At 66.3% G+C, this 15,354-nt stretch carries 13 protein-coding genes; 9 read left to right on the top strand and 4 right to left on the bottom strand.

The genetic code is table 11. The features are described from left to right. Window positions 1-7: 7 nt before the first annotated feature. From ABFK29_RS08025 to ABFK29_RS08035, 3 genes are all read right to left on the bottom strand, one after another. Window positions 8-943, bottom strand: a complete 936-nt coding sequence (locus ABFK29_RS08025; RefSeq protein ID WP_040604317.1) for an AEC family transporter — start codon at window positions 941-943, stop codon at window positions 8-10. Between the two features lie 236 nt (window positions 944-1,179). Then, window positions 1,180-1,980: an MBL fold metallo-hydrolase gene (locus ABFK29_RS08030; protein ID WP_005856825.1), complete on the bottom strand. Its 801-nt coding sequence runs from the start codon at window positions 1,978-1,980 to the stop codon at window positions 1,180-1,182. After that, window positions 1,977-2,798: a TatD family hydrolase gene (locus ABFK29_RS08035; protein WP_005856827.1), complete on the bottom strand. Its 822-nt coding sequence runs from the start codon at window positions 2,796-2,798 to the stop codon at window positions 1,977-1,979. The genes ABFK29_RS08030 and ABFK29_RS08035 overlap by 4 nt, the downstream gene beginning before the upstream one ends. 723 nt (window positions 2,799-3,521) lie before the next feature. Here ABFK29_RS08035 and mraZ point away from each other — a divergent pair. The 8 genes from mraZ to murD all read left to right on the top strand — a co-directional run bounded on the left by mraZ (window position 3,522) and on the right by murD (window position 12,735). Further along, window positions 3,522-4,028: a division/cell wall cluster transcriptional repressor MraZ gene (gene mraZ, locus ABFK29_RS08040; protein WP_005856829.1), complete on the top strand. Its 507-nt coding sequence runs from the start codon at window positions 3,522-3,524 to the stop codon at window positions 4,026-4,028. Beyond that, window positions 4,029-5,021: a 16S rRNA (cytosine(1402)-N(4))-methyltransferase RsmH gene (gene rsmH, locus ABFK29_RS08045; protein WP_005856832.1), complete on the top strand. Its 993-nt coding sequence runs from the start codon at window positions 4,029-4,031 to the stop codon at window positions 5,019-5,021. Between the two features lies 1 nt (window position 5,022). Beyond that, window positions 5,023-5,370 carry a cell division protein FtsL gene (gene ftsL / locus ABFK29_RS08050; protein WP_005856834.1) on the top strand — a complete coding sequence of 116 codons (348 nt, stop codon included), beginning with the start codon at window positions 5,023-5,025 and terminating at the stop codon, window positions 5,368-5,370. Beyond that, a complete protein-coding gene (locus tag ABFK29_RS08055) occupies window positions 5,367-7,163 on the top strand; it encodes a peptidoglycan D,D-transpeptidase FtsI family protein (protein WP_005856835.1) in 1,797 nt (598 codons plus the stop codon). Before ftsL ends, ABFK29_RS08055 begins: the two co-directional genes overlap by 4 nt. Window positions 7,164-7,222: 59 nt before the next feature. Continuing rightward, complete coding sequence (locus ABFK29_RS08060; protein WP_005856837.1) at window positions 7,223-8,713, top strand: UDP-N-acetylmuramoyl-L-alanyl-D-glutamate--2,6-diaminopimelate ligase; 1,491 nt, start codon at window positions 7,223-7,225, stop codon at window positions 8,711-8,713. Then, on the top strand, window positions 8,710-10,146 hold the full coding sequence (locus ABFK29_RS08065) for a UDP-N-acetylmuramoyl-tripeptide--D-alanyl-D-alanine ligase (RefSeq protein WP_040604258.1): 1,437 nt from the start codon (window positions 8,710-8,712) through the stop codon (window positions 10,144-10,146). Before ABFK29_RS08060 ends, ABFK29_RS08065 begins: the two co-directional genes overlap by 4 nt. Window positions 10,147-10,157: 11 nt before the next feature. Continuing rightward, entirely contained in the window at window positions 10,158-11,240 is a 1,083-nt protein-coding gene (mraY, locus tag ABFK29_RS08070) for a phospho-N-acetylmuramoyl-pentapeptide-transferase (RefSeq protein WP_005856842.1), read from the top strand. A gap of 94 nt (window positions 11,241-11,334) precedes the next feature. After that, on the top strand, window positions 11,335-12,735 hold the full coding sequence (gene murD, locus ABFK29_RS08075; RefSeq protein ID WP_005856844.1) for a UDP-N-acetylmuramoyl-L-alanine--D-glutamate ligase: 1,401 nt from the start codon (window positions 11,335-11,337) through the stop codon (window positions 12,733-12,735). Here murD and ABFK29_RS08080 read toward each other — a convergent pair. After that, window positions 12,732-13,931 (bottom strand): NAD(P)/FAD-dependent oxidoreductase, encoded by a 1,200-nt coding sequence (locus tag ABFK29_RS08080; protein ID WP_005856845.1) that lies wholly within the window; start codon window positions 13,929-13,931, stop codon window positions 12,732-12,734. The two genes, murD and ABFK29_RS08080, sit on opposite strands and share 4 nt — an antisense overlap. 212 nt (window positions 13,932-14,143) lie before the next feature. Between ABFK29_RS08080 and ftsW the strand changes: the two genes are divergently transcribed. Then, window positions 14,144-15,310 (top strand): putative lipid II flippase FtsW, encoded by a 1,167-nt coding sequence (gene ftsW, locus ABFK29_RS08085; protein WP_005856847.1) that lies wholly within the window; start codon window positions 14,144-14,146, stop codon window positions 15,308-15,310. Window positions 15,311-15,354: the final 44 nt, after the last annotated feature.

Below are 15,354 nucleotides of genomic sequence, written 5' to 3' on the forward strand. Positions count from 1 at the left end.
GACCGGTTCAGGGCAGAAGTGCCAGCCAGACGGCGGCGGTCAGCACCGAAAGCAGCGTGGCGAACAGCACGCCGGAGGCCGCGACGCGGCGGGCGCGGCCGTACATGTTGGCGAAGACGTAGGTGTTGATGCCGGGCGCCATGGCCGCGGTCAGCACGGCGGACCGGAAAGCGCCATTGGAGAGGCCGGTCAGCGTTCCCATCGTCCAGGTGATCGCCGGGTGCAGGATCAGGGAGACCGCGCAAATCATCGCGATCACCCGAAAGTCGCCCTGGGGCCGGTAGCGGAACATCACGCCGCCCATGCCGAACAGCGCGGCGGGCAGCGCCGAGCGGACCATCATGTCGAGTGCATCGGTGATGACCGCGGGCAACTGCACGCTCGCCAGGTTGGCGAAGAGGCCGAGCAGGATGCCGATGACCAGCGCGTTGCGGAACATCGCACGCACGACCATGGCGGGCAGCTTCGAGTTGGGTGTGCCTGCGCCACGAGCCCGGACGATCTCCATCGCGGTGATGCCGATGCCGTAGCAGATCGGCGAGTGCAGGGCGATGATCAGGTAGTTGGCGGCCAGCGCGTCCGTGCCGAAGGCGCGCTCGGTGATTGGCAGGCCGAGCATGACGGAGTTGGCGAAGAGGCAGCAGAACCCGATGGCCACGCAGTCTTCCCAGTCGCGGTGGAAGACGAGGCGCGCGCCCAGCAGGCCGACGGTGAAGCAGGTCACCGAGCCGGTGTAGAAGGAGAGGAGGATGAAGGGGTCGATCTCGGGGCCGAGGTCCAGCGTCCAGAGCGCGCGGAAGAGCAGGCAGGGGATGGCGTAATGCTGGGTGTACTTCATCAGCCCGTCGACGGCGGTGTCGCCGAACCCGCCTTTCCACGCGGCGAGGTAGCCCGCGCCGATGACGAGGAAGACGGGCAGGATGACGCTGAGAAGCGCGAACATGGTCAGGTCGATCCGGTTGTCATGCGGCTGTGCCCGCGCGTCGGCCAGGGACATGCGGTTGTGCCGGGCGGGTTTGCGCCGCGCTGCGCGCGTCGCGGTGGCGCGCCGGTGCGGCCGGGCGCCCGGTTCTGGACGCGTGTCCGGACGGCGGGGGCTGGTGCCTCCGGCGGAGGTATTTCAGGCCAAGATGAAGGGTATCGTGTCGCGTCGGCGTGGCGGTGCGCCCGGACGCCCGGTCAGTCCGCATAGCTGATGGTCATGCCGTCGTGCGCCGGTGTGACATGCGCGGGCGTTTCGGCGGCCACGGTGTCGTGGTCGAGGTCGATGTGCATGTTTGTCAGGACGGCGCGTTTCGGCGCGGCGCGTGCGATCCATTCGAGTGCGAGGTCGAGATGGGCGTGCGTGGGATGCGGCGTGCGGCGCAGGGCGTCGAGGATCCAGCAGTCGAGGTTTTCGAGATGCGGCCAGACGTCGTCCGGGATGCGGATCACGTCGGGCAGGTAGGCGAGGTTTCCGATGCGGAAGCCGAGCGCGTCGATGCTGCCGTGGTTGACCCTGAAGGGGGTCAGGGCGATAGCGCCGCCCGCGCCGTCGATGGTGAAGGTGCCGTCTATAGTGTGCAGGTTGAGGATGGGCGGGTAGGGCGAGCCTTCGGGCTGGATGAAGGCGTAGCCGAAGCGCGCGATCAGGTCGTTCTGGGTGTCGCCGTCGGCCCAGACGTCCAGCCGCTGGCGGGTGTTGAAGACGATCTGGCGCAGGTCGTCGAGCCCGTGCGTGTGGTCCGCGTGGGCGTGTGTCCATGCCACGGCATCGAGATGACCCACACGGGCGTCGAGCAGTTGCTCGCGCATGTCGGGGGTGGTGTCGATCAGGACGCGGGTCGTGCCTTCGTCGGTGGTCCGTTCCACCAGCAGCGAACAACGGCGGCGGCGGTTGCGCGGGTTGGCCGGGTCGCATTCGCCCCAGTGGCCGCCGAGGCGTGGCACGCCCCCGGACGAACCGCAGCCGAGGATGGTGAAGCGCAAGGTCGCGCTCATGCAGGTGCCTCGCTGGCCGGTTCTCCTTGCCATGCGGCGGCCTTGGCGAAGAGGCGGTCGAAGTTGGCCTCGGTGCGGGCGGCGAATTCTGCGTAGGAAAGGCCGAAGACCTCGGCGCCCTTTTCGGCGGTGTGCACGACGTAACCCGGTTCGTTGCGCTTGCCGCGATTGGGCGGCGGGGCGAGGTAGGGGCTGTCGGTTTCCACGAGGATGCGGTCGAGGGGCGCGGCGGCGAAGATGTCGCGCAGGTCCTGGCTTTTGGGGAAGGCGGCGATGCCGGACATGGACAGGTAGAAGTCCAGGTCGAGGGCGGCCTTCGCCAGTTCGGCGGAGGAGGAGAAGCAGTGCATCACGCAGGTATAGGGCGCGGCGCGGTAGCCTTCGGTCAGGATGCGGGCCATGTCGTCGTCGGCCGCGCGCGCGTGTATGATGAGTGGCAGGCCGGTGACCTGCGCCGCTTCTATATGAATGCGCAGGCTCCGTTTCTGGATGTCGGCGCTTTCGGCGGTGTAGTGGTAGTCGAGGCCGGTTTCGCCGATGCCCACGAATTTCGGGTGTCGGGCCAGCTCGACCAGCATGTCGGTGGTGACCGGCGGGTGGTCGGCGGCGCTCATGGGGTGGACACCCGCCGCGTAGAAGACGGCGTCGTTCTGCTCGGCGATGGCGCGGACTTCGGGTTCGTTGGCGAGTTTGGTGCAGATCGTGACCATGCGGTGCACGCCGGCGTCGAGCGCGCGGGCTATGACCTCGGGCCGGCTGTCCGAGAAATCCGGGAAATCGAGGTGACAATGGCTGTCGGTGATGCGGGGCGTCGTCATGGGGCCTCCTTTGCGCCCGGTATCTAGGAGCGTGCCGGGAGGGTCAAGATGAGCGTCCCACGGGATCCCATGGGACGGCATGGCCGGTGATGCGTGGGAATGCATGGGACAGGGGTGGTTTCGCCGAATCCTCTGCGTGCGACTCGGCTGGAATTGGCCGAGTCGCAGAGATTCACGGCGAGGTGAGATGATTCTCTGTGGATAAGGCCGTATATCTGGCACTGATTTGTGACAAAAAAGATCCACATTCATGGTGGGGCTGCAATCATATGGGAAACTGTGGGAAAAAATTTTGGGTGCTGAAGTCGCCTACATCTTGTTGAGAGTTTCCCGCTTTTACACCAGATCGGGCAAGAATGTGGCCAAAATCGGCACAAAATCTTGCTCCGGAGCGGTCCGCAGCACCAGATGAAGGGTGCGGTTTCCGCGAATTCCTGTTGCCTCCCATGATTTCCCATGGCAAACCTAACTCACACGAAGAGAGACGGGCAAACGAGGCGCTAACGACCTCACACCGAACTCCAAAAACAACAATAGCAGGTTTCATACAGGCGCCCGCTTTCTTCGTGAACAAAGAGATCCGGCGCGCGGGCGAGCAGACATCCCCCCAGGTGGCGCGCGCAGTCGGAGACACCCGCGATGCGGGTCAGCGGCGGGTTGATCAGTGGCAGCAGATCAACCCGCCGCATTTACGTTTTTAGGGGGCTTGGAGGGCCGAGGGCAGTGGGCCGCAGGCTGAGGTTCAGAGGCGAAAGTCGACACAAGGTCGATACGAAGGGGCGGGTCTCGATCCCGGCCTCTTTTCGCCGTGTCCTCGAGCAAGGCGACCCCGACTGGACCGAGGGCCTGAATCCGAACTTCGTGATCGTGTACGGCGACCACCGCCGCAAGTACCTTGAATGCTTCACCATTCAGGAGATGGAAGCGGTCGAGGACAAGATCTCGTCCAAGCCGCGCGGATCGCAGGAACGCAAGCTGCTGGAGCGGCTCTATTCCACCCAGTCCATGACGACCAGCGTCGACGAGACCGGGCGCATCGTGCTGCCCGCAAAGCTGCGCGCCAAGATCGGCATCAGCGACGAGGCCTACTTTGCCTCCAACGTCGATACCTTCCAGATCTGGCAGCCCGCCACTTACGAGGCGGAGGAACTGGCGCAGACCGAGGAGTATCTCGACGACCTGCCCGACGACTTCGATCCGGCGCAATTGCTGGATGGGGCGGGGCTGTAAATGGCAGCCGCGGATCGCATCCAGGGGGAGGCACCGCACGTTCCCGTCCTGCTGGCACCGCTGTTGCGAGAGGTCGCGCCGGTCCGCGGCGTCTGGATCGACGGGACCTTCGGCGCGGGCGGCTATGCACGCGGATTGGTGGAGGCCGGGGCGGAGCGCGTCATCGGCATAGACCGCGATCCGCTGGCGCACGAAATGGCGGCGGCGTGGCTGGACGACTGGCCGGCAATCTCCCTTGTTCGGGAAAATTTCTGCAATATGGACAAGGTCGCCGACAGTGCCGATGGTGTGGTGCTGGATCTTGGCGTGTCGTCCATGCAGCTCGATCTGGCCGAGCGCGGATTTTCGTTCATGCGGGACGGGCCGCTCGACATGCGGATGGGGCAGGCGGGGCCGACGGCGGCCGATCTTGTAAATGACTTGTCTGAGAGCGAACTGGCGGACGTTCTTTATGTATACGGTGAAGAGCGGCAGTCGCGCCGGATCGCCCGCCGGATCGTGGAGCATCGCCCGTTTTTGACGACGCTGGAACTGGCCGGGCTGATCGAGCGGACGATCGGACGCACCAAGCCGGGTCAGGCCCATGCGGCCACCCGCAGTTTCCAAGCGCTCCGGATCGCGGTGAACGGTGAATACGAAGCGCTCTGGCAGGGGCTGATGGCGGCGGAACGGGTGCTGAAGCCCGGCGGCATGCTGGCGGTGGTCACCTTCCATTCGGTCGAAGACCGGATGGTGAAGCGTTTCCTGCAGTTGCATGGCGACAGGAAACGCCACGTCAACCGGTATGCCACCGAGACGCCCGAGGCCGAGGCGCCGTTCGAGATCGTCACGCGCAAGGCCGTCGGACCGGACAAGGACGAGCTGACCGCGAACCCGCGCGCACGGTCAGCCAAGCTTCGCGTGGCGCGCCGCACCGACCTGCCCGCCGAGGCGGTCGCCGCGGACGAGATTGCCATGCCCATGCTCAAAGCGACTACAAAGGGGAAAAACTGATATGCGCACGCTGTTGTTCATCCTTTCGGCGCTGGCGGTGATCGGCTCGGGCTACTGGGCCTACCGCGAGAACTACCAGACGCAGGACGAGCTGGACCACGTCGCCGGACTGCGCCGCGAAATCGGCGCGGCGCGCGAACGGCTGTCGATCCTGAGGGCGGAGTGGGCCTATCTCAACCGCCCCGACCGTTTGCGCGACCTGGCCGAGATGAACTTCGACAAGCTGCAGCTTCTGTCCCTGCGTCCCGACCAGTTCGGGCTGATCGTGCAGGTGGCCTATCCGCTGCCGCCGGAGCTGACCCTGGACGGGGTCGAGGAAGTCACCACGAGGGGAGCGACCAACCCATGACACGCGTGCCGTTGCGCCCGTTGGCGCGCATTCTCGAAGCCCGTCGCAAGGGCGAGAACCCGGACGCCATCGAGAAGGAAAACCGCCGCATCCGCCACGAGGCGATGCGCGACAGGATGCGCCTGCGCGCCGAGGGCCGGCTGCTGGTGCTGGCGATGATGTTCTTCTGTGCCTACGGGGTGATCGGGGCGCGCATGGGCATGTTGTCGGCCTCCGAACCCGAAGAGCCGCGGGCCCAGACCTCGGGCGCCTCGATCATCGCCAGCCGCGCCGACATCGTGGACCGCCACGGGCGTATCCTTGCGACCAACATGTCGACGCATTCGCTTTATGCGCACCCCAACCAGATGATCGACCCGGAGCGCGCGGCATTGCGGTTGGCCGAGATCTTCCCGGATCTCGACGGCGAGAAGCTGGCCAAGCGGTTCATGGACCCCAAGCGCAAGTTCCTGTGGGTGAAGAAGAAACTGAGCCCCGAGCAGATGCAGGCCGTGCATGACATCGGTGAGCCGGGGCTGCTGTTCGGTCCGCGCGAGATGCGGCTTTATCCCAACGGCGCACTGGCATCGCACGTTCTGGGCGGTGCCTCCTTCGGGGCAGAGGGTGTGCATTCCGCAGAGGTGATCGGCACCGCGGGGATCGAGAAGTTCTTTGACAAGGACCTGCGCGATCCCGCCCGCGAGGGTGTGCCGCTGACCCTGTCCATCGACCTGACGGTTCAGGCGGCGGCAGAGGAAGTGCTGAACGCGGGTATGAAACTGATGAACGCCAGGGGCGCGGCCTCTGTCCTTCTGGATGTGCACACCGGAGAGGTGCTGGCCATCGTGTCGCTGCCGGATTTCGACCCGAACGACCGTCCGCGCCCGCCGACCGAAGGCAGCCCGTCCGACTCGCCGCTGTTCAACCGTGCGGTACAGGGCGTGTACGAGCTGGGCTCGACCTTCAAGATCTTCGCCGCCGCGCAGGCCATGCAGCTTGGGCTGGTCAATTCGAGCACGGTGATCGACACCTCGCCGCCCTTCAAGGTCGGGGGCCACCGGATCGGCGAGTTCCAGAACCACAACTACGGCAAGCTGTCGGTCGAGAAGATCATCGTGAAGTCCTCGAACCGGGGCACGGGCAAGCTGGCGCTGGCCATCGGCCCGACCCGCCAGCAGGACTTCCTGAAGGCTTTGGGCCTGTTCGACGCGACGCCGCTGGAGATCGTCGAGGCCTCCGGGGGCAAGCCGCTCTGGCCGTCGCGCTGGACCGATCTTTCGGCGGTGACGATTTCTTACGGGCACGGGATTTCCACGACACCGCTGCACCTTGCGGCCGGATACGCGGCCATCGCCAACGGCGGTCACATCGTGAAACCGACGCTGCTGAAGCAGTCCGGCCCGCGTTACCAGGATGTGATCCTGCGCGAGGATGTGGCCCATGATGCGCTGCACATGCTGCGGCAGGTTGTGGCCAGCGAGGACGGCACGGCCTCCTTCGCGGAGGTGCCCGGCTACCACGTGGGCGGCAAGACCGGCACGGCGGACAAACCGAAGGAGCGCGGGGGCGGTTACTACAAGGACAAGGTCATCGCGACCTTCGCCTCGATCTTCCCGGCAAACGATCCGAAATACGTGCTGGTGGTGACGCTGGACGAACCGGTGGAGACCTCGGGCGCCAAGCCGCGCCGCACCGCGGGCTGGACGGCAGTGCCGGTCGCGGCCGAGATGATCGGCAGGATCGCGCCGCTGTTGGGCTTGCGTCCGGACTATGAAACGGGGCAATTGGACATGAGCATGAATGCCTCGGACTAGGGATCTGGCCGCCGCCGGGGCAGGGGGAAATGTGCCAGCGAAAAGCCGGGAAATCTAAGATGTCGTCTGACGGGACAGTGGTGAAAAGCCTGAGGGATCTGGGCCTGACGGCCCGGGGCGGGCGCGACGTCAAGGTCACCGACCTTGCTGTCGACAGCCGCGATGTGCGGGAAGGTTACCTGTTCGCCGCCCTGCCGGGCACGCGCGTCCACGGGGCCGAATTCATCCAGTACGCGCTGCGGATGGGCGCGGGGGCGGTGCTGACGGATGCCGCCGGGGCGAAGATCGCCGCGGATGTGCTGGGCGGTGCCGACGCGGCGCTGATCGTGGCCGAAGATCCGCGCCAGGCGCTGGCCTATACATCCGCCCTGTGGTTCGGCGCGCAGCCCGAGACCATGGTGGCGGTGACCGGGACCAACGGCAAGACGTCCGTGGCGACCTTCACGCGTCAGATCTGGCAGGAGCTGGGATTGCGCGCGGTCAACTTGGGCACCACGGGGGTCGAGGGCGACTGGACCGCGCCGCTGAAACACACCACGCCGGAGCCAATCACCTTGCACCGGATGCTGGCCGGTGCGGCGGAGTCGGGCGTGACCCACGCCGCGATGGAGGCCTCGTCCCACGGCTTGTCGCAGCGGCGGCTCGACGGGGTGCAACTGATGGCGGCGGGGTTCACGAACTTCACGCAGGATCACCTCGACTATCACGCGAGCTTCGAGGACTACTTTGCCGCAAAGGCGGGGCTTTTCGCCCGTGTCCTTCCGGAGGACGGGGTGGCCGTCATCAACATCGACGATCCGCGCGGCGTCGACATGGTGGCGATTGCGCGGGCGCGCGGGCAGGAGGTGCTGACCGTGGGCCGCGAAGCTGCGGACATCTGTCTGGAGGCGCAGCGCTTCGACGCCACGGGCCAGGAGATCCGGCTGAGTTTCGAGGGCGAAGTGCGTCAGGAGCGGCTTGGCCTGATCGGCGGTTTCCAGGCCGACAACGTCCTGCTGGCGGCGGGGCTGGTCATCGCCTGCGGCGGCGACCCGGACGACGTCTTCGATGTGTTGCCGATGCTTGGCACGGTGCGCGGGCGCATGCAGCTTGCCGCGATGCGCGACAATGGCGCGGCGGTCTTCGTCGACTATGCCCATACGCCGGATGCGGTGGCGACGGCCATCAAGGCGCTGCGCCCGCATGTCATGGGACGGCTCGTGGCCATTGTCGGGGCCGGCGGCGACCGGGACAAGGGCAAGCGGCTCCTGATGGGTCAGGCGGCGGCAGAGTTCGCCGACAGCGTGATCGTGACGGACGACAACCCGCGCTCGGAGGACCCGGCGTCGATCCGCGCCATGGTCATGGAGGGCGCCCCGGAGGCGCTGGAAGTGGGCGACCGGGCAGAAGCGATCCTGCGCGGCGTCGACGCCCTCGGGCCGGGGGATGCCCTGCTCATTTGCGGCAAGGGGCATGAAAGCGGGCAGATCGTGGGTGACACGGTCTTTCCCTTCGACGACGCGGAGCAGGCCAGCGTTGCCGTGTCGGCATTGGACGGAAAGGGCCTGTGATGCTCTGGACGGCGGCAGAGGCGGCGGCGGCCACCGGCGGACGCGTGGCGTCAGACTGGGTGGCGTCGGGCGTGTCGATCGACACGCGCAGCATCGCACCCGGTGATCTGTTCGTGGCGCTGAAGGCGGCGCGGGACGGGCATGACTTCGTCGCTCAGGCGCTTGAGAAAGGCGCGGCTGCGGCGCTGGTCAGCCGCATTCCCGAGGGTGTGGACAACTCTGAAAAGCTGTTGCTGGTCGATGACGTGCAGACCGGACTTGAAGCGTTGGGCGAAGCAGCCCGCGCGCGGTTCGGCGGGCGTGTCGTGGCAGTGACCGGATCGGTGGGGAAGACCTCTACCAAGGAGATGCTGCGCACGGTGCTGTCGGAGCAGGGCACGGTCCACGCGGCCGAGAAATCCTACAACAACCACTGGGGCGTGCCGCTGACGCTGGCGCGGATGCCGAAGGACGCCGATTTCGCGGTGATCGAGATCGGCATGAACCATCCCGGAGAAATCGCACCGCTGGCCCGCATGGCCCGGCCGCATGTCGCGATGGTCACCATCGTCGCGCCCGCGCACCTTGCCGCCTTCGAGAACCTCGAAGGCATCGCGCGGGAAAAGGCGTCGATCTTCGAGGGGCTGGAGCCGGACGGAATCGCGATCTACAACGGCGATCTGGCGGTCAGCGGCATCCTGCGCGACAAGGCCGCCGAGACTGCACGGAAGTCGATCTCCTTCGGCGAAACGGCGGGCACGCATCACCGCCTGACCTCGGTCCAGGTCATGGACGCCTGCACCGTGGCAACGGGCCGGGCGTGGCGCGTTCCACTGTTGTTCAAGGTGATGGTGCCGGGGCGGCACTTCGCGATGAACGCGATGGGTGTGATGGCGGTGATCTCGGCACTGCGGCTCGACCGGGCACTGGCGGTCAACGCCCTGGCGCAGTGGAACCCGGGCGCGGGGCGCGGCCTGCGCGAACAGATCCGGCTGGACCCTGTGGACGACCGTCTGACCCTGGAACTCATTGACGACGCTTACAATTCGAACCCGGCGAGCCTGGGTGCGGCGCTGGAGGTGCTGGCCGCCGCCGGAACCCACGACCACGTGGGGCGCCGCGACAAGGGGCGCCGGATTGCCTACTTGGGCGACATGAAGGAACTGGGCGCGCAGGAAGTCACGCTGCACGAGGCGCTGGCCACCAGCCCGTGGATCGAGAAGATCGACCTCGTGCATTGCGTCGGTCCGCTGATGCGTGCGCTGTGGATGAAGCTGCCGCGCGAGAAGCGCGGACACTGGACCGAGACCGCCGACAAGATGGCGGAAGGGGTTGTCCGCGACCTTGACGCAGGCGACGTCGTGTTGGCCAAGGGATCGCTTTCGATGGGGCTGGGGCGCGTGGTTGACGCGATCCGGAAAATGCGCCAAGCCCCCGCAGATGTGGACGGTTGAGAGGACCAAGCATGCTTTACTGGCTGGCCGAACTCAGTGACGGCGGCGATCTGTTCAACCTGTTTCGCTATATCACTTTCCGGGCCGGTGGCGCCTTCCTGACCGCGCTGGTCTTCGGCTTCCTCTTCGGGCTTCCGCTGATCAACGTGCTGCGCAAGCGGCAGGGCAAGGGGCAACCGATCCGCACAGACGGGCCGGAGGGCCACTTCGTCAAGGCGGGCACGCCGACGATGGGCGGCCTGCTGATCATCGGCGCTCTGGTGACCTCGACACTGCTGTGGGCGCGGCTCGACAACCCGTTCGTGTGGATCGTGCTGTTCGTCACCATGGCCTTCGCCGCCATAGGTTTCGCCGACGACTATGCCAAGGTGTCCAAGCAGAACTCGGCCGGTGTGCCGGGAAAGGTGCGGCTTTTGCTGGGTTTCCTGATCGCCGGGATCGCCGGGTTCTGGGCCGCGGCCTACCACCCGACCGAGTTGAGCTATCAGCTTGCCCTGCCGATTTTCAAGGACACGCTTATCAACATGTCCTTCCTGTTCATCCCCTTCGCGATGTTCGTGATCGTGGGCGCGGCCAACGCCGTGAACCTGACGGACGGGCTGGACGGGCTGGCGATCATGCCGGTGATGATCGCGACCTCGACGCTGGGGATCATCGCCTATGCCGTGGGGCGGGTCGACTTCACCGAGTACCTCGACGTGCACTACGTGCCCGGCACCGGCGAGATCCTGATCTTCGCCGCGGGCGTCGTGGGCGGCGGTCTTGGCTTCCTGTGGTACAACGCGCCTCCGGCGGCGGTCTTCATGGGCGACACAGGGTCGCTCGCCCTGGGCGGTGCGCTGGGGGCGATCGCGGTCGCCACCAAGCACGAGATCGTTCTGGGCATCGTCGGCGGGCTGTTCGTGGTGGAGGCGTTGAGCGTGATCATCCAGGTGCTCTACTTCAAGCGCACCGGCAAACGGGTGTTCCTGATGGCGCCGATCCACCACCACTACGAAAAGAAGGGCTGGGCAGAGCCGACCATCGTGATCCGCTTCTGGATCATCTCGCTGATCCTCGCCATCATCGGCCTTGCGACGCTGAAAGTACGCTGACGCAAAGGAGCGCGCGTGCCGCGCGCGCAGGTTGTCTCGTCATCGGCCTGCGGCCTCTTCCTCGGGCCGCATCCGTCCACTCTGGGAGCGAAAGATGATACCTGTTCAAGGATTTGAAGGGGCGACCGTCGCCGTTCTGGGACTGGGACGTTCCGGTCTGGCGGCAGCGCGGGCGCTGCGCGCGGGCGGCGCTCAGGTGGTGGTCTGGGACGACACGCCCCGGGCGCGCGCGGCCGCCGAGGCAGACGGCTTCGAGGTGCGCGAACTGAACCGCGAGAGCGCCTTCGACGACGTGGCCTGCCTTGTGACCTCGCCCGGCATTCCGCATCTCTACCCGGCGCCGAACCCGGCGACCGCCGCCGCGCTGAAGGCGGGCGTGCCGGTCGACAACGACATCGGGTTGTTCTTCCGTTCCTTCGGGGCGGACTTCGACAGATTCGAGAGGCCGCCGCGCGTGGTGGCCGTGACCGGGTCGAACGGCAAGTCGACCACCTCGGCGCTGATCCACCATATCCTGACCGCCAGCGTGCGCAGCAGCCAGCTGGCGGGGAACATCGGTCGCGGCGTGCTGGACATCGACCCGCCGGAAGACGGCGGCGTCGTCGTACTGGAGCTGTCGTCCTACCAGACGGAGCTGGCGCGGGCGCTGACGCCGGACGTGGCGGTGTTCACCAACCTGTCGCCGGACCACCTGGACCGGCACGGCGGCCTTGGCGGCTACTTCGCGGCCAAGCGGCGACTCTTCGCAGAGGGTGGGCCGGATCGGTGCGTGATCGGCGTGGACGAGGTCGAGGGTCAGTTCCTGGCCGGACAGATGGCCGAGGGGCGTGCCGACGACCGGGTGATCCGGGTCGCGACGCACAAGCTGACCGGGCCGGGCTGGATGGTCTTTGCCCGCAAGGGGTTCTTGTCGGAGTGGCGCAAGGGCCGGCAGATCGCGTCGGTCGATCTGCGCGATGTGGCCGGTTTGCCTGGTGCGCACAACCATCAGAACGCCTGTGCCGCCTGGGCCGCCTGCCGTTCGTTGGGTCTTGGCCCGCGCGAGATCGAGGCGGGGCTAAGGTCCTTTGCCGGGCTGCCGCACCGGTCGCAGCGCATCGCTGAGCAGGGCGGGGTGATCTTCGTCAACGATTCCAAGGCGACCAACGTGGATTCCGCGTTGAAGGCCTTGCTGGCCTTCGACCGCATCCGCTGGGTCTGTGGCGGGCTGATGAAGGAGGGCGGGCTTGCGGCGCTTGAACCGGGGCTGAACCACGTGGCGAAGGCCTATGTGATCGGGCGCGAACCCGAGGGGTTCGCCCTGCAACTGGGCGGCGTCGAAGCCGAACTTTGCGGCACGATGGACCAGGCCGTGGCGCGGGCGGCGGAGGATGCGCAGCCCGGAGACGTTGTGCTGCTTGCGCCTGCCGCGGCCAGTTTCGACCAGTACGACAACTTCGAGAAGCGCGGAGAGGATTTTGTGGCGAACGTTCAGAAGGTTCTGGCGAAAGGCTAATGTCCGTGCGCGGCGATGGCCTGGCCTGCCGCCACGCCAGAGGACCACGCCCACTGGAAGTTGTAACCGCCGAGCCAGCCGGTGACGTCCACCGCCTCTCCGATTGTGTATAGTCCTGGAAGGTGCTTCGACATGAGTGTCTTGCTGTCCAGCCCTTCTGTGGATATCCCGCCCAGCGTAACCTCGGCCGTGCGGTAGCCTTCGGTGCCGGTGGGTTTCAGGAGCCAGCGGTGCAGCCTGTCCGCCAGCGCGTCGATCCGCTTGTCGGACAGATCGGCCAGGTTGATGCTTGCGGGTTCTTCCAACGGCAGGAAACCGACGAGTTTCGAGGGCAGTAGCGCCGAAAGCTCAGTCGACAGTGCGCGGCGGCCCGCTTCCTGACGCTTTGCCTTGAGCACGGCGGCCAGATCTGTGCCGGGCAGCAGATCGACGCATACGTTCTCTCCCTCGCGCCAGTAGCTGCTGATCTGGAGAACGGACGGGCCGGACAGGCCGCGATGGGTGAACAGCAGCGCCTCGTCGAAGGAGGTGCCGCCGGCGGACACGCGCGCGGGGACGGAGACGCCCGCGAGCGGCGCAAAGGGCTGGCCGTCGAAGGTGAAGGGGACGAGGGCGGGGCGCGTCTCCACCATCTGGTGGCCGAACTGTCGTGCGACGTCGTAGGCAAGGCCCGTGGCACCCATCTTCGGGATGGACTTGCCGCCGGTGGCGAGCACCAGCACGGGAGAGACGACTTCGACCGTCTGCCCATCGCGATCAAGCCGGACGCGGAACCGCCCGTCGGCGTGGGTCACCTCCTGCACCTGGGTCTGCAGCCACAACCGGGCGCCCGCCTTCTCCATCTCGGCCCGCAGCATCGCCACGATCTGCGTCGCCTTCTCGTCGCAGAAGAGCTGGCCAAGCGTCTTTTCGTGCCATGATATCCCGTGGCGCGAGACCAGCTCGACGAAGTCCCACTGGGTGTAGCGTGACAGCGCCGATTTGCAGAAATGCGGGTTCTGCGACAGGAACTTGTGCGGTTCGATCTCAAGGTTGGTGAAGTTGCAGCGCCCGCCGCCGGAAATTCGGATCTTCTCGCCCGGTGACTTGGCATGGTCCACAACGATCACGTCCGGCCCGGCGTGGGCGGCGGCCATCATGCCCGCGGCGCCGGCGCCGAGGATCAGCACCCTGCATTGCATCTGTCTGCCTGCCATTCCGCGCGCCGCTCCCGGTTTGTCTGTGCTCCAGATATCCCCGAAGGCGTTCCGGGGCAAAGTCGCGTGACGGGGAACGCGCGCCTGCGCGGCGGCCCGGTCACGAAGCGCTGCCATAACGGGATTTTTCTGGAGTTGGAATGTCTTCTGCGATAGACTGGCTCTCAGACCCGGACAACCGGGCGTACCTGAGGCAGACGAGCGGTGCTCTCATGACAGAAATGGTTTACGGCGCGGTCCCGGTGACGGGCGGCGAACCCGTGCTGCCCAAGTGGTGGCGCACGGTCGACAAATGGAGCCTGGGCTGCATCCTCACGCTTTTCGCGGTGGGGATCCTGCTGGGTCTCGCGGCATCCGTACCGCTGGCGGAGCGCAACGGGCTGAGCCCTTTCCACTACGTGCAGAGGCAGGCGTTCTTTGGCGGGCTGGCGATGGTCGCGATGATGCTGACTTCGATGATGTCGCCGACCGTTGTGCGCCGTCTGGCGGTGGTCGGTTTCCTCGTCAGTTTCGTGGCGCTGGCTTTCCTGCCGGTGCTGGGGACCGACTTCGGCAAAGGGGCGGTCCGCTGGTACAGCCTTGGGTTCGCCTCTGTCCAGCCGTCTGAATTCCTGAAACCCGTGTTCGTCATTGTCGCTGCTTGGTTTCTTGCCGCCGGGCAGGAGCTGAGCGGCCCTCCGGGGCGGCTTTATTCCTTCGTGATGATGGTGACGATCGTGCTGATGCTGGCGATGCAGCCGGACTTCGGCCAGGCCTCCCTGATCCTGTTCGCCTGGGGCGTGATGTGGTTCGTGGGCGGCGCGCCGATGGTGCTGCTGGTGGGGCTTGCCGGTCTCGTGGTGGCCGGCGGTACGCTGGCCTACAACTCGTCCCAGCACTTCGCCCGCCGCATCGACGGCTTCCTGACACCCGAGGTCGATCCGACCACGCAGCTTGGCTATGCCACCAACGCCATCCGCGAAGGCGGTTTCTTCGGCGTCGGCGTGGGCGAGGGGACGGTGAAGTGGTCCTTGCCCGACGCGCACACAGACTTCATCATCGCCGTCGCGGCCGAGGAATACGGCCTTGTCATGGTGCTGGTCATCCTGTCGCTTTACGCCACCATCGTGGTACGCAGCTTTATCCGGCTGATGCGCGAGCGTGACCCGTTCATCCGGCTCGCCGGGACGGGGCTGGCCGCGATCTTTGGCGTGCAGGCGATGATCAACATGGGCGTGGCGGTGCGGCTTCTGCCCGCGAAGGGCATGACCCTGCCATTCGTCAGCTACGGCGGCTCGTCCCTGATTGCCGGGGGGATCGCCGTGGGGATGCTTCTTGCGCTGACACGCGCCCGTCCGCAGGGAGAAATCGGCGATATCTTGCGCGCCCGCGCGCGCTGAACGCAACATCCACCCCCGGTGCCCGTTGGCGTTATGGACGCAAG

This window comes from Sagittula stellata E-37 (assembly GCF_039724765.1).
GTDB lineage: Bacteria > Pseudomonadota > Alphaproteobacteria > Rhodobacterales > Rhodobacteraceae > Sagittula > Sagittula stellata.

Bases quoted from the DNA above. Each gene is read 5' to 3' on its own strand.
- ABFK29_RS08055 (WP_005856835.1), top strand. From the start codon at position 5,367: ATGACACGCGTGCCGTTGCGCCCGTTGGCGCGCATTCTCGAAGCCCGT.
- rsmH (WP_005856832.1), top strand. From the start codon at position 4,029: ATGGCAGCCGCGGATCGCATCCAGGGGGAGGCACCGCACGTTCCCGTC.
- ABFK29_RS08030 (WP_005856825.1), bottom strand. From the start codon at position 1,980: ATGAGCGCGACCTTGCGCTTCACCATCCTCGGCTGCGGTTCGTCCGGG.
- mraY (WP_005856842.1), top strand. From the start codon at position 10,158: ATGCTTTACTGGCTGGCCGAACTCAGTGACGGCGGCGATCTGTTCAAC.
- ABFK29_RS08060 (WP_005856837.1), top strand. From the start codon at position 7,223: ATGTCGTCTGACGGGACAGTGGTGAAAAGCCTGAGGGATCTGGGCCTG.
- murD (WP_005856844.1), top strand. From the start codon at position 11,335: ATGATACCTGTTCAAGGATTTGAAGGGGCGACCGTCGCCGTTCTGGGA.
- ABFK29_RS08035 (WP_005856827.1), bottom strand. From the start codon at position 2,798: ATGACGACGCCCCGCATCACCGACAGCCATTGTCACCTCGATTTCCCG.
- ftsL (WP_005856834.1), top strand. From the start codon at position 5,023: ATGCGCACGCTGTTGTTCATCCTTTCGGCGCTGGCGGTGATCGGCTCG.
- ftsW (WP_005856847.1), top strand. From the start codon at position 14,144: ATGACAGAAATGGTTTACGGCGCGGTCCCGGTGACGGGCGGCGAACCC.
- ABFK29_RS08080 (WP_005856845.1), bottom strand. From the start codon at position 13,931: ATGGCAGGCAGACAGATGCAATGCAGGGTGCTGATCCTCGGCGCCGGC.
- ABFK29_RS08025 (WP_040604317.1), bottom strand. From the start codon at position 943: ATGTTCGCGCTTCTCAGCGTCATCCTGCCCGTCTTCCTCGTCATCGGC.